Consider the following 24852-nt stretch of genomic DNA (forward strand, 5'->3'; position numbering starts at 1 on the left):
GAGCACATTCCCCATGACTACTGCTACTTCCGGTTCCCCAAAACCGAATCCGCTGTTTAAGCTCGGTGCCTACCTGCGCAAAGGTGAGGCCACAGAGTCCGGCCAACAGCTGTTCTTAAAAGGCGGCCGCCAAGCGGACGTTTTCTACCGCAACCGCTGGGCCTTCGATAAGATGGTTCGTTCCACCCACGGCGTGAACTGTACTGGTTCCTGCTCGTGGAAGGTCTACGTCAAAGACGGCGTGATCACCTGGGAATCCCAGGCTGTGGATTACCCAACCACCGGCAACGACATGCCAGAATATGAGCCTCGCGGTTGCCCACGTGGCGCGTCGTTCTCCTGGTACACCTACTCGCCAACCCGCGTGCGTTACCCATACGCCCGTGGCGTGCTCGTCGACATGTTCCGTGAGGAAAAGAAAAAGCACGGCGATTCCGTGCTGGCGTGGCGCGCGATCCAAGAAGACCCAGAAAAACGCCGCGCTTATGTTTCGCAGCGCGGTAAGGGCGGCTTGATCCGCATTTCTTACGAAGAGGCCATCGACATTGCTTCGGCGGCACACGTCTACACCATCCGTAAATACGGCCCAGACCGCATCAACGGCTTCACCGTTATCCCGGCTATGTCGCAGGTGTCCTACGGCGCCGGTATGCGCTTCTTGCAATCCATCGGCGGCGTTGCCCTGTCCTTCTACGACTGGTACGCCGACTTGCCACCGGCATCGCCGCAAACTTTCGGCGACCAAACCGACGTCCCAGAATCCGGCGACTGGTACAACTCGTCCTACCTGATGATGTGGGGCTCGAACATCCCGGTCACCCGTACCCCGGACGCCCACTTCATGGTGGAAGCCCGCTACAAGGGCACCAAGGTTGTCGTGGTCTCCCCGGATTTCGCGGATAACACGAAGTTCGCAGACGAATGGGCCCGCATCCAACCGAGCACCGACGCGGCGCTGGCATTCTCCATGGGCCACGTCATCCTGAAAACCTTCCACGTGGACCGTCAGGAGCCGTACTTCCTCAACTACATGCGGAAATACACCGACTCGCCATTCTTGGTGGCTCTGGACAAGCGTGACGACGGCACCTACACCCCAGGCAAGTTCTTGACTGCCTCGCAGGTCAGTGAAGAAACGTTGAAAGAATCGCCGAACGCCACCCACCGCGGGTTGGTCATGGAAGAAGACGGCCGCGTCGTCGACCCAGGCGGCACGGTTGCTGACCGCTGGGATATGGAATCGTCGAAGTGGAACCTGGGCTTGGATCATGCCGACCCGGTCATGTCCATCGCCGAGACCGACCAATTCGACACCGCAGAGGTGCTGTTCCCACGTTTTGACCTGGACACCAACCCAGAAGACGTCGGAACCGGCAAGCCTATCGGCGCCGGCGTCGTACACCGCGGCGTTCCGGTACGTGAAGTTGACGGCAAGCTCGTCACCACGGTCTACGACGTTATGCTCGCGCACTACGGCGTCAACCGTGAAGAACTGAACCTGCCTGGCTCCTGGCCGAAGGACTTCCATGACGCCAGCGAAGTCGGCACTCCAGCCTGGCAAGAAGGCCTGACTGGTGTCGCAGCCGAAACCGCGATCCGCATTGGCCGCGAATTCGCGCAGAACGCTGCCGATTCACAGGGCCGCTCGCAGATCATCATGGGAGCGGGCGTAAACCACTACTTCCACGCCGACAACATCTACCGCACCTTCTTGGCACTGACCTCCATGTGCGGAACCCAGGGCGTCAACGGTGGCGGCTGGGCACACTACGTCGGCCAGGAAAAACTGCGTCCGATGAACGGTTGGACCCAGTGGGCCATGTCTGCCGACTGGCAGCGCCCACCGCGCCACATGATCACCACTGGCTTCTACTACTTCGCCACCGAGCAATACCGTTACGACAACTCGCGGGCATCCCACCTGGGCTCGCCATTGGCCAACAACGACGCCATCGGTGACAAGATGGTCTCCGACACCATGGCAGAAGCCATGCGTCGTGGCTGGATGCCGGCCTACCCGCAGTTCAACCGCAACTCGCTGTTCTTGGCTGACGAAGCCGACGAAGCCGGCATGGAAGTCAACGATTACGTCGTCCAGCAGCTAGAAAAAGGCGACCTGGAGTTCTCCTACGACAACCCATCGGCAGAAGAGAACTGGCCACGCATCCTCATCAACTGGCGTACCAACCTGCTGGGCTCTTCCGCGAAAGGCACCGAGTTCTTCCTGCGCCACCTGCTGGGCATCGACTCCGACGCCACCGCGCCGGAACTGGCAGAAGAAGATCGCCCGCGCACCATCAAATGGACCGATGACGTGCCCGTCGGCAAGCTCGATCTGATGATGACCGCCGATTTCCGCAATACCTCGACCACCCTGGTCTCTGACCTGGTGTTCCCGGCGGCGACCTGGTACGAAAAGCACGACATGTCCTCGACGGATATGCACCCGTACCTGCACTCGTTCAACGCCGCGATTAACCCACCATGGGAGGCACGCACTGACTTCGAGATCTTCCGCGATCTCGCCGCCGACCTGTCGGACAAGGCCACCACCTGGCTGGGCAAGCAGCGCGACGTCGTCACGCAGCCAAGCCACCACGACAGCCCCGACGAGCTGGGCATGCCAAACGGCGTGGTGCCGAACGTCGAAGAGCAGGGACTGATCCCGGGCGTGACCATGCCGAAGCTGCACGTCGTCGAGCGTGATTACACCAAGATCTACGAGAAGTGGACCCACCTCGGCCCGCTGCCAGCGAAGGCCGGAACTGGCGTGCACGGCACCAAGTTCAACGTCGAAAAGCAGGCCAAAGAGCTCGAGCTGATCTGCGGTACTTCGGAGACCTCCATGGGCGAGTTGGTGGACCTGTCCAAGGACACCAAGGTCATCGACGCCATCTTGCACCTGTCTGGTGTGTCCAACGGTGAGCTGGCCAAGCAGGGCTTTGAGTTCCTGTCCTCGCGCACCGGTAAAGACCTCACCCCACTGGGTGCGGCCGACGAAGACGTGCGCATCACCTGGGATGACATCAAGGAACGCCCGAAAGAGGTCATCACCTCGCCAGAATGGACTGCCGACAAGCGCAACAAGCGCCGCTACACCGCGTTTTCCATCAACGTGGAATTCGACAAACCATGGCACACCGTCACTGGTCGCATGCAGTACTACATCGACCATGACTGGTACATCGACTACGGCGAAACCCTGCCGATTTTCCGTCCACCGCTGGATCACGTGCACATGCACGGCGAATTCGCGCCGGGCACGGAACTGACCAACGACCGCGGCGAAGCCGAAGTCACGCTGCGTTACTTGACGACGCACAACAAGTGGTCGATCCACTCGCAGTACTTCGATAACCTGCACGTTTTGTCCATCTCGCGTGGTGGACAGGTCGTGTGGATGTCCAACAAGGACGCTGAGAAGATCGGGGTTACGGACAACGACTGGGTCGAGGTTTATAACCGCAACGGTGTGGTTTCTGCGCGTGCCATCGTTTCCCACCGCATCCCGGAGGGCACGATGATCTGTAACCACGCCCAGGAACGCACCGTCGGCACGCCGATCAACGAGCACACCGGCCGACGCGGCGGCACGCACAACTCGCTGACCCGTATTTCCATCAAACCGGTACACATCGCTGGCGGTTACGGCCAGCTGACCTACCACTTCAACTACATCGGCCCGACTGGCAACAACCGCGATGAAGTTACTCGCGTCCGTCGCCGTTCACAGGAGGTTTCCTACTAATGAAAGTCATGGCCCAAATTTCCATGATCATGAACCTGGACAAGTGCATTGGCTGCCACACTTGTTCGGTGACCTGTAAGCAGGCATGGACCAACCGTGAAGGCACCGAGTACATCTGGTTCAACAACGTCGAGACCCGCCCGGGTCTGGGTTACCCACGCACATGGGAGGACCAGGAGAAGTGGAAAGGCGGCTGGGAACGCACCAACTCTGGCAAGCTGAAGCCGAAAGCCGGTGGACGCATCAAGAAACTGGCGACGCTGTTCCACAACCCGAACTTGCCGGAACTCAAGGACTACTACGAGCCTTGGACTTACCAGTACGAAGACCTGATGGGTGCGAAGGCTGGGCAGAAAACGCAGCCTACCGCGAAGCCGGTATCGCAGATCGACGGCCGCGACATCAGCAAGATTGAATGGTCGTCCAACTGGGACGATAACCTGGGTGGTTCCACCGCAACCATGGACGATGACCCGATCTTGCACAACATGAACCTCGAGGTGAAAAAGGAAATCGAGGATTCGTTCATGTTCTACCTGCCGCGTATCTGCGAGCACTGCATGAACCCGACCTGTGTTTCCTCGTGCCCATCTGGTGCGATGTACAAGCGCACCGAGGACGGCATCGTTCTGGTGGACCAGGACCGTTGCCGTGGTTGGCGCATGTGCGTTTCCGGCTGCCCTTACAAGAAGGTGTATTTCAACCACAAGACTGGTAAAGCCGAGAAATGTACCTTGTGCTACCCGCGTTTGGAGGTCGGCCAGCCGACGGTCTGCTCCGAGACCTGCGTGGGCCGTCTGCGCTACCTGGGCGTGATTCTTTACGACGCCGACCGCGTCGCCGAAGCCGCTGCCACCGAAAACGAGCAGGATCTGTTCGAAGCGCAGAAGTCCATCATGCTGGACCCGCATGACCCAGAGGTGGTGCGCGCCGCACAAGCAGAGGGCATCCCGCACTCGTGGATTGATGCTGCCCAGCAGGCGCCGATCTATGATCTGATCTTCAAATACGGTGTTGCTTTGCCGCTGCACCCGGAATACCGCACCCTGCCTATGGTCTGGTACATCCCGCCGCTGTCCCCAATCGTCGACAGCGTGACTGCTTCCGGCAACGACGGCGAGGATCACAAGATCTTGTTCTCTGCTTTGTCGAATATGCGCATCCCGCTGGATTACCTGGCTGGTTTGTTCACCGCGGGCGATACCGTGCCGGTGGAGAAATCCCTGCGCCGCCTGGTGGCTATGCGTTCCTACATGCGCGATATCAACCTGGGCAACGAGCCGAAGGAAGAAATTGCGCAGGCCGTCGGCATGACCGGCAAGCAGATCGAAGAAATGTACCGTCTGCTGTCCATCGCGAAGTACGACGACCGCTACGTCATTCCGACCGCTTCTCCAGAAACCCCACGCGGTATTTCTAACCTGGACCCATTCGGCGGGGTTGATCCGGCACAGGCCTCCGAGGACGTATTCCACGACCTGGGCATGGGCGCACCGGAAGCCTGCACCAGCAGTGCTGCGCAAGGCGGCAAAGTCTCGTTGTTGTCGTGGAGCGGTGACCGCCCCGATTCGATGTTCCCTCCGAAAAAATAGGCAACAGGGAAGAAGTAGGAGCAACCCTTGAGTATCTTCGACAAGCTGCGCAAACGCCCGACGACTCCGTCGACGAAGCCGAAATTCGCCGCTGCTTCTGCCGACGATGCCGTCGCCGGCTACGGCACCCCGGCGGGTATCGGCACTATGGGTGGCGCCAAGGACGTCGAGCGAACCCTGCGTGCTCACACCGGTAAAGTGCCCACCGAGTTCATTGCCCCGGTGGAGGTCACCGAAGAGCAGCGACGCATCACCGCGATGGCGGTGTCTGTGTTGCTGAACTACCCGGGCGAGGACATCATCGATAAGCTCGCCGCTGTCGAAGAGCAGGTAGATCAGCTGCCGTTGGCGATTGCCACGGACTTCGTAAACTTCGCGGAATGGGCCCGCAGTGTGGGCCCACGCGCGCTGGAAGAACACTACGTGGAAACCTTCGACCAGCGTCGTCGCTGCGCGTTGTTCTTGTCTTATTACGCCGTTGGCGATACTCGCCAGCGGGGCATGGCGATTTTGTCGTTCCGTGAGCAGCTGGAGGCCTTGGGGTTCCAGATTTCGGACGACGAGTTGCCGGATCATCTGTGCGTGGTATTAGAAGCCATGGCGATGACCGAAGGCGAAGAGCACGAACGCGCCGTGGAAATGGTGGCCAGCCACCGCGAGGGCATCGAGGTGCTACGGGCGGCGCTGAACCAGGTGAGCTCGCCGTATGTCGCGCTGATCGTCGCGTTGTGCAAGGCGCTGCCGCAGGTTGATGCAAAGACTGCGCAGAAATACGTCGATTTGATCCGTACCGGGCCGCCCGCAGAGATGGTCGGCATCGCGGATTTGCCGTTCCCGACCACGCAGCCGGGCGTTGTATAAATAAAATTAATTAAGGACCACACCATGTTTGATAACTTCCTCTGGGGCGCGTTCCCGTGGTTAGCGATTGTGGCGTTTGTCGTCGGTATCTTCTGGCGTTGGCGCTCGGACCAATTCGGCTGGACCACCCACTCCTCGCAGATTTATGAATCCAAGCTGCTGCGCTTGTCGTCGCCGCTGTTCCACTGGGGCATGGTCTTCGTGATCATCGGCCACCTGATGGGTCTGGCCTTTCCGAAGTCCTGGACTCGCGCCGTCGGTATCGACGATCACGCCTACCACCTGATCGCGACCATCCCGGGTTCCATTGCCGCGTTGGCGGTGTTGCTGGGATTCGCCGGGTTGCTCTACCGTCGTTTGAAGAACCGCTCGGTGTTCTTGTCGACGTCTGCCTCCGACAAAGTCATGTACATTTTGTTGGGTGCGGCGCTGATTTCCGGTTCTTTCGCGACGTTTACGCTGCAGTTGTTTGATCTGGCCGGTACCGGCGGATACGACTACCGCGAAACCATCTCGCCGTGGTTGCGTCAGCTATTGATTTTCAATATCGAGCCGGATTTGATGGCTAATGCTCCGTGGCAGTTCAAGGTGCACGTCCTTGCTGGTTTCACGCTGATTGCCGTGTGGCCGTTTACCCGCCTGGTGCACGCGTTCTCCGCGCCGGTGGGGTATACCACCCGCCCGTACGTGCTGTACCGTTCCCGTGACGAGCGCACCACCCCGATGCGTTCCAATACCGCTTGGGAGCCGATCCGTTCGCACCGCGAGCAGTTGGAAGGTGAAACCCCAAGCCACGGTGCTTAGGTTTCCCGCGGGTCTAGCGATCTGACGCAATACGCTGCTACGGCAGCGACTGCCGCCAGTCCGGTGCTCAATTGCGAGCATCAGGGCTGGCGGTTTTGTGTTGGCGCATAAAATTGCTCTCTCTAGAGACACACTTCGGTCTTTTCCTCTACATAAACTCAAAGAGTGTCAATTTAGGTTGCATGATAACGGGTTGTCTATTGAGGCCAGCCCTAAATATCACCCCGTATTTACAAATCCCGGTAAAGCGCTAGGTCTATTGGTAGACAAACGATAATATGAGTTAGCTCAAAGCATTTCGGGATCAGGAATATTTGGGGGTCAGGTGAGAAAAACCAAGGCGAAAATCGCGATCGGGCTTATCTCCGTTAATCTACTTCTAGCTGTAATCGGTGGCTTTCTTTTGCAAGATACTGATTTATACCATTGGCCGGTGTGTTTTGTTCTCGGACTCAGTGCAGGAGCCCTAGGCATTGCAGAGCGTAAACCATGGATAGCGGGAATTGGGCTGTTCAGTGCGGTATTTCCAGCGGTTCTCATGTTTGGGTCCTGGTTTGTGTATACCGTAATGAATATATCCTGAATGAATATATTGAAGTGTACTAGGTTTTGTTCCTAGGCATTTACCTTATTTTCTATTATTTCCCGAGACGCATCTTGTTCCCAAAACTCGGTTTCAGCCTCGACCGGGGTGTGGTACGCCAAGCTTTGATGCAGTCTTCAGCAGCTCATTAGTATCTCGCAGCTCTTGGTTTTCACGACGTAGTCTGGCGTTTTCAGCAATCACGTCTTCCTCGGCACGAGTAACATCGCCATCCCGGCGAGCCTGCTGGGTCCATTGACGAGCCGTATGCCATGAAACCCCCAACTTTGGGGCTACTGCCTGACACGCGGGGTGCATCGACATGTTTTCCGCCACGATGCGATTTTCCACGAGACGGACCACACGGTCCTTCGCATCCTGGTCAAATTTTTTGGGCATGTTCGAAGATTTTCCCATCTACTCAGACGGAACAAAACCTGGGACACTTCAAAAGAATATGGATAGGCCTATTAAAAAGGGTGAATCACACTGTCGTGGCACACAGCAGGCAATCAACATGTCAGATACTGGGATCTGACCGAGGGGATTGGAAGGTTGCCGGTACTAGGTCATAGACATTCATCCATCAAAATTATATGCATTCTACAATGATTATGAATAGCGGAATCCCATCGCAGCTCAAGTCATTTGATGATAGATTTAAAGTGTCACTTAGTTACTTGATTGAAGCTGTTCGAATGGCATACTAGGCCTTGCCCCCAGTTCCGCTCAAATACAAGGAGACTCGCATGAAACGCACGCTCAAGGGAGTGCTTGCATCCATCTGGTCCACCCAATAGGTTCCTTCGTTAGGTCTCATGAACAGATTCATTCTTCCAACAGCCTGCCTAGCCATCGCCGTGGGTTATGCAATTTCCCATGCAACATCAACAGCTATGCTCGAAGGGCAGGCGAACGGGCTACTTTTCTCACGCAATCTAGTGGGGCAAATCATGGGATCGGCGTCTTTATGGATAAGCTGTGCATTTCTGGCAGGAAAATCCATATCGGGCAGAACACTACTCTCATCGTTCGTCGGAGTATTTACACTCCTTTTTATGTTGGCAGTCCACTATGCGACGGGCGCGCTTCTCGGATTTTTTTCATCTAGTATTTTTTCTGATAACCAGATTTGGTTCCTCGCTTCATTGCCTGCAGGAATGATATTTGGCTTATTAGGCTATTTATCGAATAGAATCCCTTTGCTTAGCTTAATTCTTGCATTGTGTTTCTTAACTGAGCCTTTCGTAATTGGATATATACCTGGGGTGAAATCTCTTCCCTGGACAACTGTTCTCGCCGGCCAGATTGCCGGAATTTCCTTGATATGTGTAGGTATTCTTATTGTTTATATAGCCTGTAAGGAAGCCATTAAGGGTGGTAGAAATGGGTAACATACTTATATAAGGGTTTGCTCCGAGCAATCTTGGGACGTAGCGGAGCAACTGGCTGCAACCTTCTCTGTAATAGTTACAGATGATGAAATTCAGTACGATTTCCCAAGGGATATTACAGTCGTGCAAGAGGATGAAGATTTACCTGAATTATCCCCTCTAAGAGGATTTATCGTGTTTTCGACGTCAGTGAAGTGCCCCGAGTTTTGTTCCTAGGCATTTACCCTATTTTCTATTATTTCCCGAGACTCATCTTGTTCCCAAAACTCGGTTTCAACCTCAACCGGGGTTCGGTATCCCAAGCTTTGATGCAGCCTTTCCTCATTCCACCATGACACCCACTCGAATGTCGCGTTTTCTACCTCGACAACATCATCCCACTTGCGAGTATGGATAAGTTCGTTCTTGTGAGGGGCCGTTCACGTTTTCAGCCAATGCATTGTCATAGGAGTCACCAACAGTCCCGGTAGAAGCGGCAATCCCGTGCTGGGCTAGCCGCTCGTTGTAGACCACGCTGACATACTGCGACCCGTGATCTGAATGGTGCACCAAACCTGTCGTTTCTTCAGCGCACTTGGGTTGCCTGGTTGAGAGCGTGCAGCGGCAACACCTGAAGTGCGCATGGAATCTGATAACGCCCACCCAACTATTCGTCGAGAAAACACATCAGTGACAAACGCGGCATACACAAAGCCATTGTTCGTGCGCACATAGGTAATGTCAGCCACCCACAACTTGTTCGGACCCGAAGCTGTGAACTCGCCCCCCCAACAAGTCCGGGCGCGTATCCACCGTTTTTGACCTACGAATGGTCACCTGTGACCGTCCTTTATTTTTGCCTGAAACACCAGCCAGGCGCATCAGTCGGGCAGTGTGCTCACGACCGATATTGATTCCTTCACGGCGTAGAGCATGCCACATTTTCCGCACACCGTAGACACCGTAATTATTCCGATGAACAGCACTAATGCGTTCAACCAGCACAGCATCACGAAGACAACGAGCACTTAATCCACGGGCCTTTAACTGACGATAACCACGCGAGGTGATAAACCCACCAGCCCGATTATTCTTCAACGTCTTACAAATGAACTCGGGCTGTGAAACGATTCCGGTATTCATTGATAAACCGGATCATAACGAGGTTTTGGGTCGAGTTCCGACGCGAAAAAAGCTGAAGCAGCCTTCAACAACTCGTTGGTATGTCGTAGCTCTTGGTTTTCACGGCGCGGCCTCGCGTTTTCGGCGGCCAAATCTTCAGGCACAGGTTCTGGGGTGTTTCCCGCACGACGGGCAAGCTTAAGTCCATTGGCGAGCCGTGTGCCATGAAACCCCCAACTTTGGGGCTACTGCCTGGCACGCAGCCTGCATCGACATATTTTCCGCCACGATGCGATCTTCCACGAGACGGACCACGCGGTCCTTCGCATCCTGGTCAAATTTTCTTGGCATGTTCCAGATTTTCCCATCTACTTAAACGGAACAAAACCTGGGACACTTCAATATCCTGATTTTCAGGTCTATCTTGTCAGACTGCCATGCCCAGCAACCATCCCAGCCAGACTGCGCCCAGTCCGCCGAGCACCGTGAACACGGTATAGAGGATCAAGCGGATCCACGCCCGTTCGTAGGTCAGATTCCCCAGTTCGCGGGCCAGGGTTGCCAGGGTTGAAAGCGCACCGCAAAAACCTGTACCAAAAGCGATTTCCCAATACGGCAGGTGCACGAGCGCGCCCAGATCGACGCGCGCCAGCATAATCCCGAGTGCGAAACACGCCAGCATATTAGAACACGCGGTTCCGGTGTAGCGGCCGCGCAGCTTGCTCAACAAGCCACGTACCAGACCGCCAGCAAAGGCACCGGCGGCGACAGAAGCCGTCGACAAGAGTGCTTCGGTGAGGCTGATATCGAGGTTCATCTGTTGCCGCCGTCCTTGCCGCCCGCAGCGCCTTCAGCGGCAGGGAACTCCGGGTGTACGCGCGGGTTCGTCTCCGGGTGCGCCCAGGGCCCATGGGTGAGTACAAAGTGGGCCATCTTCTCGCGCAGATCCAACACGTTGCGCAACTGATCGCCACCCAGCCAACAGAACATGCAGGCCAGCACGATACCGATGACATAAAACACCTGGTGGCTACCCAATTCTGTAAAGGCGAGCCCCACGAACGCCGAGTACGTCGAAAAGCCGCCCAGCATGCCAGCACCGCCAAACGGGCCGGGTGCGAGGTAGCCCATCAGGAAACAGGCGATCATGTCTAGTACGGCGACGGGAAACAGCTCTTCACCGAAAATCGCGAGGGTGACGAACCGGGCGAGCGCACCAATGGCGGCACCGATCCCGATCATCAAGGCCTCGCGAAACACACCGCCGATCCTACCGACGACGCCGCTACAGGCGGAAATGCTGCCAGCAGATCGCCCTAGAATGGGTTTATGAACGATTCCCAGCCGCAGATGCGGGATGCACACAGTAAATATTCGCCTGCTGGAAAGACGCACGGCGGCGTGCAACACACGAGTTTTTCCGCGCCGGGAAAGAACCCGGTTGGTGAGGTAGTGCTGGTTGCTACTGCCGACGGGCTAGTCGGGGTGTATTTCAGTGGCGGTAAGCATGTGCCAGATATTGCGGAGTGTGGGCCACGGTGTGAACTGGATGATGATGCCAGGCAGCGTGACGACGTCGGCACGAGCGAGTCCAGCACCAGCATCCGCCGGATTTTGTGCCAGGCGCGGGCAGAATTAAGCGAGTATTTCGTCGGCAAGCGAAAGACTTTCACGGTGCCTTTGGATTGGGCACACGTGGCGGCGTCGGCAAGCGAATTTTCGGTGCAGGTCTGGCGGCTGCTGCAGGGGATTGCGTATGGTGCGACCACGACGTATGGGGCGTTGGCTCGTGAGATGGGCAGCGTGGGGCTATCGCAGCGGGTTGGGCAGGTAGTGGGGCGCAATCCGTGGAGTGTGATTGTGCCGTGTCACCGGGTGCTTGGTGCTGATGGTAGCTTGACTGGTTATGCCGGTGGCTTGGACCGAAAGCGTTGGTTGTTGCAGCATGAAGAGCCGAGCGCGGCGGAGGCGGGGCGGTTGTTTTAAGGCTGCCACTTGGCATCGTGGTAAGGCTGGTACTGGAATCGGGGTGGGGCACCGTTGCTTGCGCCTGCGTGGAAAGTCCAGGACGGCGAGCTACGCCTGTGCGCCCAAACCCTGCATGATGAATTAGTGGGACACTTCAAAATGCTGTCATCAATTACTCGTTGGTGTAGGAGAAAGCTTGCGCAGCTGGGAGGAAGCAAGCAGCCAGGAAACGGAAGCACCCACTCCAATAACACTGATCAAGAGCACGCTGTGAATAGGAAGATAGAGCACTGCTAGTGTGGCAAGGCCTGCACCAATTGGGTCGACTCCCCAGGTAAGTAGTCGAATCGCAGCTGAGACACGGCCGAGGATAGCTTCAGGGACCATTTGCTGCTTGAGTGTTTCGCTTGCTGCAACATTAACCAGAACAGCGCAGGCCCAAAGCCCGAGGGAAGCGCTCAGTACCAACATAGAAGCGAATTGATCAAGAAGGGGCAGGATAAGGATACCTGCCCCGGATAATACTGGTAGCGCTAATGTCACAGACAGCAATATAACTGGGCGGATTTTCTTGATTGACCAGTCAGAGATAAAGACACCGCATAAGCCAATAACCCCAGCGATACTTGCTGATACGCCAATCTCAGCTGCAGACAGGTTTGCGTATCGTAGAGCAAATACAACATATAGGGCTTGTATAGCACTGGTGAACAGGTTGAAATGGGCTATGGCTAGGGTGATTGGTCTTTGTATGGGATCAGAGAACAGGAAACGAATCCCTTCTCGAGCTCCCATGATTTGCGAGAAAACATGACGATTCGATGAGTTGAGTTTCTGTTTTCTTTTAAATATCGGGCGTAGACTAAATGGTCCGATGCTGGCTATTGCGTAGAAAACCATGAGTAAACAAAATAAAGTTGCCGATCCTGTATAGGATAGTAGTATCCCTGCTAATGAACCTGCGCCAATATCTGATGCAGAGCGTAAGGCGGCAATCCAACTATTTGCTTTGCCTAAATAATGAGTATGGACAACTTGTGGGACGACAGCTGAAAATGCACTATCGTATAAAGCGGTCATTCCGCTGATTACAAACCCTATGATGAGTAAATGCCATAATGCGAGTTGATCAGTGGCTGCGGCAAAAGCAGCGAAGCCACATATCATGGCACGCGCTAGGGATAAAGCGCCGAGGAGTGTGTCTTGGCGTCGTAGATCAGTAAGACTTGCCCCGACGAGTAAAAAGGTAAGTAATCCCAAACCGACGAATGTATTGATTAGGCCAATTTGTGCATCAGTAGCTTGGAATGTTGAGACTGCTACTATGGGAAGCGCAAAAATAAGCATTTGAGCTGATAGTACTGATACACCTTCGCAAGCCCACAACCTCGAAAATGTCCTCGACCAAAGTTTATTTTCTGCCATATGATTCCTTAGAGTCGAAGATTTACTCAGTAATATTCGATAGTGGGAAGCGTCCACTAGGGCTTATTGGCATCATATACTTCGAGCGAAACCTGAAGTGCCCCGGGTTTTGTTCCGTTTTAGTTGCTTAGGGCAGTTGGAGTTTGGTTTAACCGTCGTTTGAGCAGGCTCTTTCGGAGGAATAAACTCGCGGTGACGATGATACCGGCTCTCCAGGATTCCGAGATTGGGTATAAGAGTAATTGTAAGTCGTAGTTATCGACTAGGTCTTGGTTAAAGGCCCAAAATTGTAGCGACCAAGTAAATCCGGACCAGAGTAATAAGCCGATTTCTGGCAGACGACTGCGTAGTGGGAACGCGGCGAAAATAGTGCTGATCACGATGGCGGCGACACTCATGAGTTGCCACCACCAGAGGTTGCTGCCGCCGGTGGTGAAATCGGTGGGGCCTTCTGAACAGTCATTCAGTGAGCAGTGTGCCCAACTCGTTAATTGCAATACGGCGATCAGCAGAATTTCAGGTAACGGAAGCGCCCATCGCGGCCAATCCCAAAGCGATGAAGAACGGCTATCGTTACCCAATGTTAAACCTCTTCAAATTGCTGCAGGTTCAACTATACATTTTTTAGTTCGACCGCTGGGTAATAGTAATCAGCTACTGGTCGGGCAGTACTCCTTTTAAAGGGGCATAGTCATCCAGCGAGTGTGAACACTATCTCCGCTTTGGTCTATGAATGACTCTCCGGTTGGGGAGCCCATCCAACCGGCTTCTCAGCCGTTCCGGGCCGACACTTGTGCGACTCGGGTAGATATTGCATGGGCTCCTGTTTGAGGGGTTCGGTAAGCATTGATCATCTCGGCATGCTTGCCGGTGGCTTGGACCGAAAGCGCTGAGTTAGAGCAGCGTGTAGCCGCCGTCGTTAAGGAATTGCGCAATCGGTTGAGCAACCTGATGGATAGCATCTTCTTTCAGGCCACCGGAAACGATTCCGATAGGAAAGGCATGCCCGTTGTGGGTGGCAAAAACCGGTCCGCCGGAGTCGCCGGGCAGAGAGATCGCGTTGTAAATCAACTGCCCGTCAGCGCCTACTCCGTAATATGGTCCACAGGAAAGCCCGGTCCGTGCACCCATGCGGCAGAGCCTCGGCTTGTGCTCTTCTGTCCAACCCGTATTCTGCACCGCAGCGGTGATCATTTTTTGGTTCTTCCAGAAAAGCTGCAGGCTAGCGTCGACCATCGCAGGATTGTCGATTTTGATCAGCCCTTTGTCGTAGCGTCCAATGTCGCCATGATTCTGAAACTCTGAATAGGTCATCGTTCCCACTACATGGTGCCGGCCCTCGGGGTCTTCGATGCTGAAGACGTCGCCTTCGCGGCCACAATGCCCGGCTGTGAGGATGAACTGTTCGCCGTTCTTTTCGACGATCCATCCCACCGAGCAGTATGAACCCAACCGGGTGTTCGTAATCCGGGCACCTGGTGTGATTTTTCCGGGGCGCTCCAGGAACTGAAAAGCCTCGCCTTCGGCATAGATTTTCTGGCCGGTGACCTCGTGCCACTCGATGTTTTCTTCCCGGCTGAAAATAGGAACCTTGGTGATCTTTTCGACGATCTGCGGTGGCCCTTGTGGCGGCTGCTGTGGTTGCTCCGGTTGTTGGACAGGCGGAAGCTTCGGCATCTTGGGCAGCGGCTGCGGCTGTGGTGCCGGATCTTGTGGCTTCGGTGCCGGTGCAGGCTGCGGCTGTGGTTTTGGTGCGGGACCCGGAGCATTGCTGGAACCAAAGCTGGATTGCGCGGCAGCGACTCCTGGTCCGCTTATGCTCAGTGGTCCGATGGCGAAACCAAGTGTTAGGCACGCAGCGACAGCGAGTACGCCACGGCGTTTGCGGGGGTGAAATGCGGGAGAAATCATTAGCGACGCCCACCGAAGAAGTTCTGGATGGTGCGTTCCAGGTTGGTCAGGAAGTCATTGATTACAGGGACGTTGTGGCGTAGCCCCTGCAATGCAGCACCGATGCCGGCAAAGACAAGACCAATTCCGCCCACTGCGGCGATCGCCTTGAACCAAGGGCTGGAGGTGATTGTGTCTGGTGTGGTTGTGCTCGGCGGGGTAGGTGCGCTCGGTGGGGTGGCGTTTGGCGGCGTCACCTGTGGGGTTTGGTTTGGCTGTTCGCCTGGAGCTTCTGGAGCAGGCTGTTCACTGGGGTTGCCAGGGGCAGGGTGTGCACCTGGACCTTCTGGGGCATCTGCCGCTCCTGGAACATTCGGGGCTTGTGGTGCTTCTGGCATTGCTGGGGCAGTCGGGCCGTTAGTGACGACGAGATCTTGGGCTGTATCCAGCTCACGGTTGGTTTGCGACAAAGCATGCGCGGCCAGCGTGCCGATCACGTACTGCTCATTCGGATCCAAAGCATTGGCCGGAATGTTGATTCGCTTGACGAAGCTGCCATTGTTCAGCTCATTCATTCGTACCCATTCGGCGGCAACTGGACGGCCCACTGGCGCAGACTTGCCGACGTTCCATTGTGCTTTCTTGTACACCGCAACGTAGACACCCTGTGAGGCGCCTTCGCCGACGAACCCCGCACCGCGGACAGTAATGTCACCACCCGTGGCAGCATTTACCGTTGTTGTAGAAACATCTAGCGTCGGAGTGGCAACTGCCCCGTCTTTGACTTTGAGCAAAACAGCGTAGTCGTATTCGTGATTGCCGTGCTTGTCGACGCTTGCCACGAAGTATTTTTTCTTCGGGTTCAGCGTGTTAGCCGGGATTTCCAGGTTCTGCGAGAATTTGCCGTCGGTGACTTTGGCAGTTGTGGAAGCCAGGGCTTTCTTGGCGGTGTCGGCGGTGAACCTACCGTCGTCAGGCACATCGGTGTTTTCCAGCACATAGAGATTCATCTCTTTGCCGTTTAGGTAGCCGGTGCCGTTGACGGTGATCGTATTTGCTTTCCGGCTATCCAATGGAGTGCCTGGGAACAAGGTCAGGTCAGGGTCGATGCCTTGTTCTGGTGTCTGCGACAAGAAAATGCTGGAGTAGTCAGACCAGGCTGTTTCGCCCTTTTCCGTGATTACCTTGATTTGGCCCCGGTAGCGCTGGCCTTTCTTTAGGCCGGTGAACTCAGCGTACCCATTAGCAATTTCGCTTGGGGTGATGAAGTCGTCGCTTTCCTGGTTGCCTTTGTCGTCAACGGGAACCAGGCGGGCTTCGACCTTTTTGATGTCTTCGTATCCCGCGAGTGAGTAGAACAAGCCTGCCTTGGAGTAGTCCTTAGCGGATGCAGGGCTGATGCGCGGGGCATCAGGGGTTTTCAGTGCCTTATTTTCTGGTGTTTCCTTCCCAGGCTTTGCTGGGGTCGACGGTGCTGGCTTTGCTGGCTTGGAAGGTTTTTGATCCTGGGACGGCGCAGGCGCAGGAGCTGGTTTCGACGGTGCTGGCTGCGATGGTTTCGGTGCAGGATCAGCTGGTGCTGGAACCTCTGGTTTAGCTGGACCTTCAGGCTTCGCTGCTGGTGGCTGCGGTGCATCGGGATCGACGACGGTGACGGTCTCGCTGAATTTTTCTTCGGTCCATTCTGGCGTACCGAATTCATCGCGGTTCAGGTTGGCTTTCACGCCAACGCGGTACGTTCCCGGCTGACGGCCAACAAAATCAGCGGTGGAAACTTGTGGGCCACGGTCGAGATGGTTGACATAAGTGTTCTGTCCGTCGTTTTCTCGGTACAACGTGATGCGAATACTTGAGCCGCGTTTGTCATTTTCTGCAAGCTTCCACCGCGCGGTCACCGTGTCATTCTTGGCGCTTGCTTGGACTTCTGCGAGTGATTGGGAAGTGAGTTTGACTGGTTTTGCGAGGTCCAATCGACGATCAATAGGCAGCATCTTTCCGCCAGCAAGGGTGCCTATTTGATAGGAATCGCCTTGCACGAGGCTGATTTCACCTGGATTAATCTGAATCTTCTTGGTGAAGGCGCCATTGACAATCTCTTCGGGTTTGATGTGCACCGAGACGCCCTTTTTCTCGATGTCGCGCGGTAACTCTCCTGGCGTCCACTTCGAAGCAGCCCAAAATACTAGGTAGACACCCTCTTGTGCAGCCGGACCGGTGTATCCTTTACCGGATACCGTGAATTCGCCGCCTTTGGCGAGGTCGATTGTGTCGGTATCGACTGTGAATTGCGGATTGGGATCTTCGCTGACGGCAAGCGGTTCACTGGTTTCGGATGGACGTGAGTTTCCAGTTGCGCTTTGCGCTTCTACGGTGGCGGTGTATTGAACACCTGGTTTCAGATTTGGGAATTCTGCGAAGTTGTCGGGATACGTGCTCGTGCCCGTAACTTTTTGTTCGAGAGGGCCAGAACCATCATTAGGCTGCAATTTCACAACGTAGGTGTGAATCCGGGTGCTGCCTGTAGAACGGCGGTCCCATTCGACGCGTGCCGTCTTGCCTTTCTTGAGCTGTAGGTATGGCTTGTGTGGTGCTTCAGGAGCCTGTGGTTTGTCAGTGGTTGTCAGGATCCGTGATTGACTGAACTGGGAATTTTCGACACCCCGCACCGCAAACACGCGGACCACATAATCACCAGGTGCTACATTTGCAAACTGATAATGTGTTGCGTTGCCAGCAACGAATTGATCCACAACGGGCTTGCTAGTGACAGGTTTTCCGTTCTGCACTTTCAAAAGCTGCACTTGGTGATAGCTCGTCTGAAACTCTGCTGGCGCAAGTTCCCATTCTGCTGTGATGAGCTGCCCTTCGGCGAGCACGCCGGTCAGCTTCGGACCTTCTGCGCGAGAAGTATCTTGGTCCTCGGTCGAGGCTTGTGGCTCCTGAGCAGCCGGTGGCGCCGAAAAATCTTGTGCGTGTGCGGGAGTGAGTGTGCCGAAACCAAGCGACAGAGAGGTCAAACCTGCCACCGTTACCTGCATCCATAGACGCCGATTGTTATTCACTGAGTGGATTCCTTTCAGGGAAGTGGGAATTGAGTGAAACTCTATTGAAAATTAGTTAAAGGTTAGCCTTGACTCTTTAACATAAGCCAGGCAAACCTCGGTGATATTGAGCACTCTGGTGGGTGACCAACCCGTGTCCAGAAACACCGGGTCGATAGGTTTGTCGTTAAGGTTTTCGCCGGCGGTGCGGGGTGGGTGGGTTTTTATTAGTTGAAAGCGATGGCCGTCGGGATTTTTATCGAATATGTCTGCACTTAATGCAACGCATTTCGGTGTTGGATTTGAGTGTGAACCAAGCGAGTGTAGGTCACGGAAGGCGGCAATTACTCCAATTTATAGAAAATAGATGCGGGTTTTATTTTTCTATAGATTTAGTTGTGTGGGGTTGGCCTCGATGAGTGAAATGTTGTGCTGTCCGTGAATATAATCGAGTTATGCAGCGATTATCTGGTGTGCTGGTTATGGATATTTAGGTTCCGTGGCGTAGTGCCCCAAGTTTCGGGGGTTTATTTGTGTTCGAACAGGGTTGTGGTTGTGTCTTTGTTTCGTTAAACTGGAACCATCTTAATTCGCACGAAAGTTCGGGGGTTCCATGACGAAAAAACAAGATGACGATCGTCGTGAGGTACGTGTGCCGTCCGAGTTTCCAGAAGGTTATTTCACGCATTGCAATCCGTATAATCGGCAAGCTGTGGCGATGTTGGAGTTACGGCGGCATAAATATTTAGTGTGGGAAAAGGCCGTCGAGCTCAATGTCGATGATTACGACGAACTACAGACCCTGTTGGTGGCTGATAGTGGCGAAACCGTTGCCCGGGTGGGTGATATCATCAGTGCTTTTTATCGCATGAGTGATTTGCCGAAGCTGCATGAGCTGGCAATGAAACTGTGGCATTTGGATATTGAGCATTGGGTGGCTATTGATCGGGCGATGCAGAAAGCGGGTGATGCTAGCGCGCATATCTTTTCTGTTATCGATGATCTTTTGGTTGATTTGTTAACTCCGACAAAGCCTGCCCAGCAGATGGTTAGCAAACGTACGATTAGTAGCCGGATTAATCGGGAGATTGAAGCTCTTGATTCCGCGGTGCGTACAGGTAAAACAAATAAGTCTCAGACTTCCCGGAAACCCTATGGGGTAGAACATATCCCTGTATCTGTGGCCAATGGGCATGATAGTCATGTGTTTCGGTTTGATACTGATGCTGCGACTGCGGTTGAGATTGATGCGCATATTCGTAATTATGCAAAGCAGGCTGGTATTTCGTTGCGTGATGCCACCGTGGAGTTGTTGTTAGGTAAGGCTGAAACTTCGGTGACGTTGAATTGTTATCGGGCTACAGATGTAGACGATGCTCCGTTGTTTGTGGCTACTGATACCGGTGGTGGGGTGGCCACGGTTTTTGCTGAGGCAGCCGATGTTTTAGCTGCTCGGGCGGGTAAGCATTATGACATGGATGCGGCGATGGGCGCTGTGGTATCTGGTTATGCGGCTACCCCGATGATGCGTTCTGCGGTGACTGGTAGGGATGGGCATTGTCGCTACCCAGGTTGTAGTAGGCCTGCCACGGTGTGTCAGATGGATCATGTGGTGGAATTTGCTGCTGGTGGTTCGACATCGCCGAGTAATGTGATCTCTTTGTGTCAGCATCACCATAATATTAAAACTGATAAACGTGTCCGGCCTATTTTTGAGCCTGTGAGTGGCAGTGTGGTGTGGTTGTTTGCGGATGGTTCGTGGCAGTCGACTGAGGCTGATGGTCCATTGGCTGCTCCGAATCGTAGGTGGGTGCAGTCGGTGCAAGAAAAGATGGATAGCTACCGGCAAGCAGTACGTGAGGAGGCAGAAGAACGGGCCCGCCGGTTGGAAGAACAAGAAGAAAAGTGGAACCGGAAGCAGCAAGCTTGGCAAGCTAAGTGGTGCCAGGAATGGAAAGAAAAATACGGCACAGAATACCGCGATCCGAATGATGACAGCGGTGCGGAGCGCGATGAGTATGGGGCGTATAAGTTTAAGCACCCCTGGGAGAGTTTCTGTGAAACTTGGGGCGCGGGTTCCTCGGAATTAGCAGAGATGTCGGCACGGATGACGAAAACGCAAGAGGAGCAGCGCTGGGCGAACAATATCTCCCACTTGGAGCGGACTTTAGTGGATCGTGATTTTGCTTTTGTGACGATTCCGAAGTGCCGCAGGCAGGTTGAGCGTATTCGGGAGGCGATTGCGGTGCTGCGGGACAACGGCCCCGGTTCTGCTGCGGATGGTCCGGCACATGAATCGTCGTATGATTTCAGCAAAGGTAAAACGAATGCACATACCGCTGACCCAGGCGAGCCACCCTTTTAAAGAAGAGACCAGGCCCAACTACTGCCTGGTCGTCGCCCTATAAAACGAAGTGCAGAACTAACGGTTCGCCGGCTCCCAGCCCAAAGCAGGGGCCACATGCTCGGCGAAATTCTGCAGAAGCCGCAGGTTCAGATCCACACCCAGCTGGTTCGGGATCGTCAGCATCAAAGTGTCCGCCTCCATCACGGCGGCGTCGTCCTTGAGCTGTTCGATCAATTGCTCCGGCTCGCCGGCATAAGTGCGACCAAACGTCGACTCATAACCATCAATAATGCCGATCTGATCATTCCCGCCGCTCATGCCAAACAACGCGCGATCCCGGTCGCTGACAATCGGGAACACGCTGCGGCTCACCGACGTCCGCGGAGTCCAATCATGCCCAGCCTGCTTCCACGCCTCGTGATAAGCCTGCAACTGCGCCGCCTGCAAATCACCAAAAGCCTCACCAGTGGCCTCCGTCAGCAACGTGGAACTCATCAGGTTCACACCCTGCTCAGCGGCCCACTCGGCAGTTTTCTTCGTTCCAGCACCCCACCAGATATTGCGCTGCAAACCAGGCGAATGCGGCATCACCGGTAGCGGAGTGCCCGGCTGATAAATCGGTGGATACGGGTCCTGTGCAGACTTGACGACGGCCTCACCACGCACGCCCTGCATAAACTTCGCGAACTTCTCCCGGGCAAGATCTGCCCCGCGCGGATCATCGGAACCGGTGTAGCCGAAAGCCTCCCAACCACGGTGCGCAGGCTCCGGTGATCCCCGTGAAACCCCCAACGCGACCCGGCCGTCGGCAAGCAAATCCAGTGCAGCGGCCTCTTCTGCCAAGTACAACGGGTTTTCGTAGCGCATATCGATCACGCCGGTACCGACCTCAATGTGCTTGGTGCGCGCGGCAATCGCAGAAAGCAATGGCATCGGCGCCGCCCCCTGCGGGGCAAAGTGGTGCACGCGGAAATACGCGCCATTCACGCCAATCTTGTCTGCCTCCACGGCAAGCTCCAGCCCCTGCTTGAGGGTCTGCTGGGCATTAGGTCCACGCTGGCCGGGGAACTTGTAATGGCCGAAGCTAAGGAATCCGAATTTCTTCATGACACCATGATAGATGATGTGTCAACTAACCGGTGGTGGTTGTGTGGCCCGTTTAATTTTCTCGCCCAGGTGGAAAATTGTAGACCGGTAATTAATTTTAGTGACTCGCGGCACTATCCCTGGGAAAGGCGGTTGTATATGCTGGCACTCAGATCACAACAGAAACTTCTGTAACAGACACTAAGGAGTTCCCGTGTCCGAAACCCATACCCTGACCACCTACGACGCCATTATGGACGCCATCACCACCGACGGTGGCAGCGATGGCAGCGCTGAGATCCACAACCCCGCCACCGGCGAGCTCGTCGGCACCTACCAGGTCCAAAACGAAAGTGACCTCAACGATGCCGTCGCTGCCGCACGTGCCGCGCAACCAAACTGGGAAGCACAAGGCGATCACGCTCGCTGCGAACTGCTGAACAAATTCGCTGATGCCATCGAAGAAGCTGCAGAACCACTGGCTAAGTTGCTTTCGCAAGAACAAGGCAAACCACTTAACGGACCCAATGCCCGATTCGAGGTAGGCGCGTGTGCCGCGTGGCTGCGGGCAACCGCCTCGTTTGAATCCCCGGATTACACCGCCGTTGATGATGACATCACCGCTACTGTGCACTACCGGCCGCTGGGTGTTGTCGGTGCGATTGGTCCATGGAACTGGCCGATGATGATCACCATCTGGCAAATCGCACCAGCACTACGCATGGGCAACACCGTCGTCGTCAAGCCTTCTGGGTATACCCCGCTATCGGTCAGTGCGCTGGTGGCCATTGCTAATACTGTGTTGCCACAGGACGTGCTGCACATTGTCACTGGTTCGGGTGGGGTTGGCGCAGCACTGACCACTCACCCGGACGTCGACAAGATCATGTTCACCGGTTCGACGGAAACCGGCAAGAAAATCATTGAGGCTTCTGCCCATAACGTCACCCGCCTGACCCTGGAACTCGGCGGTAACGATGCTGCCGTGGTGCTTGATGATGTCGACCCGCAGGCGATTGCCGAAGATCTGTTCTGGGGTGCGTTCATCAATACCGGGCAGACGTGTGCCGCAGCCAAGCGTATCTATGTTCCGGATGCGATTTATGATGAGGTCGCTGAAGCCTTGGTGGCTATTGCGAAAAAGATGCCGATGGGCAATGGTCTGGATGAGAACAACGTGCTAGGCCCGCTGCAGAACAAAGCACAGTTCGACATTGTCGATGGCCTGGTCAAAGCCGCAAAAGATGGTGGCGGGCGTGTGCTTGTTGGTGGAGATCCAGACTATGACGCGCCGGGCTATTTCTATCCGGTAACGATCGTGGCTGATATTGATCCAGATAACCCATTGGTTGCGGAAGAGCAGTTCGGTCCGGCTGTGCCGCTGATTCGTTATTCCGAGCTGGATCAGGCGATTGCGTGGGCGAATAGTTTGGATGTGGGGTTGGGTGCTTCGGTGTGGTCGGCGGATGCACAGAAAGCCCGCGAGGTTGCTGGTCGTTTGCAGGCTGGGACGGTGTGGATTAATAAGCATGGTGCGGTGGATCCGCGGGTGCCGTTTGGTGGTATTAAATCCTCCGGTTATGGCGTGGAGTTTGGTACTGAGGGGTTGAAGGGACTGGCCTACCCGCAAGCGATTAACGCTTAGCGGGGAGTGTTTGGCGCTGTTGCGATCCAGCGGGTTCCCGAGCCGCGTTGTGGACCAGCTGGATCGATTTGTGCTCGACCCAATGTGCGCAGATGGCGCAGCACGTTGGTGATTTCACCACGCGATATGCCGAAACGTTCTGCTAATTCCGCTGCAGCAACGGAGTTGCCGTCCTGGAGCTGCGCCTCAATGCGCTCTTGGACGCTGGCAGCCGCGGTGGGCAGATCCTTGCCAGACAATTGTGCCACCTGCGCGGATAACACCCATTCGTCTGCATTATTTATGCGCTGAACAACGCCGTAGTCTTCGAGTGCATTTAATAGTTCACTAGCTTCGAGCTGAGATGTTTGGGTGCTATGAGCAGTTTGCTTGAGGGTTATAAGCGGTGCGTGCCAGAGCTTCCACAGCACGAGCATCGTGTTTAAATTGTTGATTACTTCGTCACTGAATCGTTCTTGGAGCTCGTGGATTGCTTTGATAAAAGCAACGTCAGGGTTTCCAGCTGCAAAAATGATTTCGACAAATTCGTCGGTAGCGGTTACCTCTGGGACTTCACGTCCAGTGTTCAGCATCGCCAACCACATACGGTCAAAACCGCGAGATGATTCTTCGGCTAGCCCAATTGAACGCATGCTCGCTATTAACCGTCCGTTTCGGGGGACGGATTGTGTTGTGAGGAGACGGTTTTCGTCGACACCAGGGACCAATGGACCGGGTGACCACACTTTCAAGATGCGTGGCGACTGGTCGATGACGACCGGCTTCTCCGTGCGCCAGTCGCGATGGATGATGGCATTGGTGATGGCTTCGTCGATAGCCTGCGCAGGAAAACGAGGGATCGCCGATTCTTGCCCGCTGTCGAATTGCACCCGGACCATTTCTTGATCAGCTCGTTCTAGAATGAGCCGACGCAACGCTGGCAGTGCCTCAAGTAATGGAGTAGAAAACTCTGTGGCTTTTGGGTCTGCTCCGGGTAATGCTCGCCATAGGTGGCGAATTGTGACTTGGGTTGTGGATGCAGGCGTAAGCAGAATTTCACCTGCACGTTTGAGCCTGCCATCATCGCTGAGTAAACCGACCTCGCGCAAGAGTGCTTGGGTACCGGTTGGGGTGGCAGCGTCGATGCCGCGACGTTGGCGGTGTGAGCGTAACAGTCGCCGTAATTCAGTGAGGACTTCATGAGACAAATCTTCCACCGGATAGGAAGAAATACGATTGGAATAGTCATCATCCTCTCGGATGCGACGGATCAGGCGGCGTTCTTCTTCAGACATCGCACGGCAATTAGTGCCATCACGTTTTGTGGGCGTGACATCCATAGCGTCGAATATAGACAAAACCCCAGGAAGTTGTTTTCTGCGCGGTTT

At 55.0% G+C, this 24852-nt stretch carries 19 protein-coding genes and 2 pseudogenes; 8 read left to right on the plus strand and 13 right to left on the minus strand.

Translation table 11 applies throughout. The annotated features are described in order from the left end of the window. The first annotated feature begins 13 nt into the window (after window positions 1–13). Genes HMPREF1292_RS03000 through narI form a run of 4 tightly spaced genes read left to right on the plus strand, consistent with a single transcriptional unit; the run spans window position 14 to window position 7005 of the window. Window positions 14–3748 carry a nitrate reductase subunit alpha gene (locus HMPREF1292_RS03000; RefSeq protein ID WP_023018689.1) on the plus strand — a complete coding sequence of 1245 codons (3735 nt, stop codon included), beginning with the start codon at window positions 14–16 and terminating at the stop codon, window positions 3746–3748. Further along, window positions 3748–5340 carry a nitrate reductase subunit beta gene (narH, locus tag HMPREF1292_RS03005; protein WP_023018690.1) on the plus strand — a complete coding sequence of 531 codons (1593 nt, stop codon included), beginning with the start codon at window positions 3748–3750 and terminating at the stop codon, window positions 5338–5340. Before HMPREF1292_RS03000 ends, narH begins: the two co-directional genes overlap by 1 nt. Window positions 5341–5367: 27 nt before the next feature. Next, the gene (gene narJ / locus HMPREF1292_RS03010) at window positions 5368–6201 is read left to right on the plus strand and encodes a nitrate reductase molybdenum cofactor assembly chaperone (protein WP_018120625.1); all 834 of its coding nucleotides are present in this window, start codon (window positions 5368–5370) and stop codon (window positions 6199–6201) included. Between the two features lie 24 nt (window positions 6202–6225). Beyond that, window positions 6226–7005 (plus strand): respiratory nitrate reductase subunit gamma, encoded by a 780-nt coding sequence (gene narI / locus HMPREF1292_RS03015; protein WP_023018691.1) that lies wholly within the window; start codon window positions 6226–6228, stop codon window positions 7003–7005. A 676-nt stretch (window positions 7006–7681) separates the two neighbouring features. Here the strand turns inward: narI and HMPREF1292_RS03025 are convergent. Further along, window positions 7682–8013 (minus strand): annotated as a pseudogene (locus HMPREF1292_RS03025) (transposase). A 393-nt stretch (window positions 8014–8406) separates the two neighbouring features. Between HMPREF1292_RS03025 and HMPREF1292_RS03030 the strand changes: the two are divergent. Continuing rightward, complete coding sequence (locus tag HMPREF1292_RS03030) at window positions 8407–8982, plus strand: hypothetical protein (protein WP_023018694.1); 576 nt, start codon at window positions 8407–8409, stop codon at window positions 8980–8982. Between the two features lie 212 nt (window positions 8983–9194). Here HMPREF1292_RS03030 and HMPREF1292_RS11510 read toward each other — a convergent pair whose 3' ends face one another. The 6 genes and pseudogenes from HMPREF1292_RS11510 to HMPREF1292_RS10380 all read right to left on the minus strand — a co-directional run bounded on the left by HMPREF1292_RS11510 (window position 9195) and on the right by HMPREF1292_RS10380 (window position 11325). Then, window positions 9195–9377, minus strand: a complete 183-nt coding sequence (locus HMPREF1292_RS11510; RefSeq protein WP_082936018.1) for an integrase core domain-containing protein — start codon at window positions 9375–9377, stop codon at window positions 9195–9197. Window positions 9378–9473: 96 nt separating this feature from the next. Then, complete coding sequence (locus HMPREF1292_RS11515) at window positions 9474–9710, minus strand: DDE-type integrase/transposase/recombinase (protein WP_369707184.1); 237 nt, start codon at window positions 9708–9710, stop codon at window positions 9474–9476. Next, window positions 9703–10104: an IS3 family transposase gene (locus HMPREF1292_RS11520; protein WP_023018696.1), complete on the minus strand. Its 402-nt coding sequence runs from the start codon at window positions 10102–10104 to the stop codon at window positions 9703–9705. The genes HMPREF1292_RS11515 and HMPREF1292_RS11520 overlap by 8 nt, the downstream gene beginning before the upstream one ends. Window positions 10105–10281: 177 nt before the next feature. Next, window positions 10282–10480 (minus strand): annotated as a pseudogene (locus HMPREF1292_RS11525) (hypothetical protein). 30 nt (window positions 10481–10510) lie between these two features. Further along, window positions 10511–10900: a CrcB family protein gene (locus tag HMPREF1292_RS03050; RefSeq protein WP_023018698.1), complete on the minus strand. Its 390-nt coding sequence runs from the start codon at window positions 10898–10900 to the stop codon at window positions 10511–10513. Continuing rightward, window positions 10897–11325: a CrcB family protein gene (locus tag HMPREF1292_RS10380; RefSeq protein ID WP_156519497.1), complete on the minus strand. Its 429-nt coding sequence runs from the start codon at window positions 11323–11325 to the stop codon at window positions 10897–10899. The genes HMPREF1292_RS03050 and HMPREF1292_RS10380 overlap by 4 nt, the downstream gene beginning before the upstream one ends. An 87-nt stretch (window positions 11326–11412) precedes the next feature. Here HMPREF1292_RS10380 and HMPREF1292_RS03060 point away from each other — a divergent pair, with 87 nt between their 5' ends. Beyond that, the gene (locus HMPREF1292_RS03060) at window positions 11413–12069 is read left to right on the plus strand and encodes a methylated-DNA--[protein]-cysteine S-methyltransferase (RefSeq protein WP_023018700.1); all 657 of its coding nucleotides are present in this window, start codon (window positions 11413–11415) and stop codon (window positions 12067–12069) included. 150 nt (window positions 12070–12219) lie between these two features. Here the strand turns inward: HMPREF1292_RS03060 and HMPREF1292_RS03065 are convergent, their stop codons facing one another. The 4 genes from HMPREF1292_RS03065 to HMPREF1292_RS10385 all read right to left on the minus strand — a co-directional run bounded on the left by HMPREF1292_RS03065 (window position 12220) and on the right by HMPREF1292_RS10385 (window position 18428). Beyond that, window positions 12220–13476, minus strand: coding sequence for an MFS transporter (locus HMPREF1292_RS03065; RefSeq protein WP_023018701.1), 1257 nt, complete (start codon window positions 13474–13476; stop codon window positions 12220–12222). Window positions 13477–13595: 119 nt separating this feature from the next. Next, on the minus strand, window positions 13596–14057 hold the full coding sequence (locus tag HMPREF1292_RS11000) for a hypothetical protein (RefSeq protein WP_023018702.1): 462 nt from the start codon (window positions 14055–14057) through the stop codon (window positions 13596–13598). 313 nt (window positions 14058–14370) lie between these two features. Next, window positions 14371–15387 carry a S1 family peptidase gene (locus tag HMPREF1292_RS03075; protein WP_023018703.1) on the minus strand — a complete coding sequence of 339 codons (1017 nt, stop codon included), beginning with the start codon at window positions 15385–15387 and terminating at the stop codon, window positions 14371–14373. Beyond that, entirely contained in the window at window positions 15387–18428 is a 3042-nt protein-coding gene (locus tag HMPREF1292_RS10385; protein WP_023018704.1) for a fibronectin type III domain-containing protein, read from the minus strand. The genes HMPREF1292_RS03075 and HMPREF1292_RS10385 overlap by 1 nt, the downstream gene beginning before the upstream one ends. A 592-nt stretch (window positions 18429–19020) precedes the next feature. On the opposite strand from HMPREF1292_RS10385, the gene HMPREF1292_RS03085 reads away from it, so the two are divergent. Then, window positions 19021–20772, plus strand: coding sequence for an HNH endonuclease signature motif containing protein (locus HMPREF1292_RS03085; protein WP_023018705.1), 1752 nt, complete (start codon window positions 19021–19023; stop codon window positions 20770–20772). Between the two features lie 57 nt (window positions 20773–20829). On the opposite strand, the gene HMPREF1292_RS03090 is transcribed toward HMPREF1292_RS03085, so the two are convergent. Then, a complete protein-coding gene (locus HMPREF1292_RS03090) occupies window positions 20830–21861 on the minus strand; it encodes an LLM class flavin-dependent oxidoreductase (RefSeq protein WP_021353324.1) in 1032 nt (343 codons plus the stop codon). A 232-nt stretch (window positions 21862–22093) separates the two neighbouring features. Here HMPREF1292_RS03090 and HMPREF1292_RS03095 point away from each other — a divergent pair, with 232 nt between their 5' ends. Next, the gene (locus HMPREF1292_RS03095) at window positions 22094–23485 is read left to right on the plus strand and encodes an aldehyde dehydrogenase family protein (RefSeq protein ID WP_034645658.1); all 1392 of its coding nucleotides are present in this window, start codon (window positions 22094–22096) and stop codon (window positions 23483–23485) included. Here the strand turns inward: HMPREF1292_RS03095 and HMPREF1292_RS03100 are convergent. Further along, the gene (locus HMPREF1292_RS03100) at window positions 23482–24804 is read right to left on the minus strand and encodes an ATP-binding protein (protein ID WP_023018707.1); all 1323 of its coding nucleotides are present in this window, start codon (window positions 24802–24804) and stop codon (window positions 23482–23484) included. The two genes, HMPREF1292_RS03095 and HMPREF1292_RS03100, sit on opposite strands and share 4 nt — an antisense overlap. Window positions 24805–24852: the final 48 nt, after the last annotated feature.

This window comes from Corynebacterium sp. KPL1995 (genome assembly GCF_000477935.1).
GTDB classification, from domain to species: Bacteria; Actinomycetota; Actinomycetes; order Mycobacteriales; family Mycobacteriaceae; genus Corynebacterium; species Corynebacterium pseudodiphtheriticum.

Excerpts from the sequence above, each read along its gene's own strand:
- HMPREF1292_RS03085 (WP_023018705.1), top strand. The coding sequence starts at position 19,021 with ATGACGAAAAAACAAGATGACGATCGTCGTGAGGTACGTGTGCCGTCC.
- HMPREF1292_RS03030 (WP_023018694.1), top strand. The coding sequence starts at position 8,407 with ATGAACAGATTCATTCTTCCAACAGCCTGCCTAGCCATCGCCGTGGGT.
- HMPREF1292_RS03095 (WP_034645658.1), top strand. The coding sequence starts at position 22,094 with ATGGACGCCATCACCACCGACGGTGGCAGCGATGGCAGCGCTGAGATC.
- HMPREF1292_RS03090 (WP_021353324.1), bottom strand. The coding sequence starts at position 21,861 with ATGAAGAAATTCGGATTCCTTAGCTTCGGCCATTACAAGTTCCCCGGC.
- narH (WP_023018690.1), top strand. The coding sequence starts at position 3,748 with ATGAAAGTCATGGCCCAAATTTCCATGATCATGAACCTGGACAAGTGC.
- HMPREF1292_RS03000 (WP_023018689.1), top strand. The coding sequence starts at position 14 with ATGACTACTGCTACTTCCGGTTCCCCAAAACCGAATCCGCTGTTTAAG.
- HMPREF1292_RS10380 (WP_156519497.1), bottom strand. The coding sequence starts at position 11,325 with ATGATCGGGATCGGTGCCGCCATTGGTGCGCTCGCCCGGTTCGTCACC.
- HMPREF1292_RS11520 (WP_023018696.1), bottom strand. The coding sequence starts at position 10,104 with ATGAATACCGGAATCGTTTCACAGCCCGAGTTCATTTGTAAGACGTTG.
- narI (WP_023018691.1), top strand. The coding sequence starts at position 6,226 with ATGTTTGATAACTTCCTCTGGGGCGCGTTCCCGTGGTTAGCGATTGTG.
- HMPREF1292_RS03075 (WP_023018703.1), bottom strand. The coding sequence starts at position 15,387 with ATGATTTCTCCCGCATTTCACCCCCGCAAACGCCGTGGCGTACTCGCT.
- HMPREF1292_RS03060 (WP_023018700.1), top strand. The coding sequence starts at position 11,413 with ATGAACGATTCCCAGCCGCAGATGCGGGATGCACACAGTAAATATTCG.
- HMPREF1292_RS03050 (WP_023018698.1), bottom strand. The coding sequence starts at position 10,900 with ATGAACCTCGATATCAGCCTCACCGAAGCACTCTTGTCGACGGCTTCT.
- HMPREF1292_RS03065 (WP_023018701.1), bottom strand. The coding sequence starts at position 13,476 with ATGGCAGAAAATAAACTTTGGTCGAGGACATTTTCGAGGTTGTGGGCT.
- HMPREF1292_RS03100 (WP_023018707.1), bottom strand. The coding sequence starts at position 24,804 with ATGGATGTCACGCCCACAAAACGTGATGGCACTAATTGCCGTGCGATG.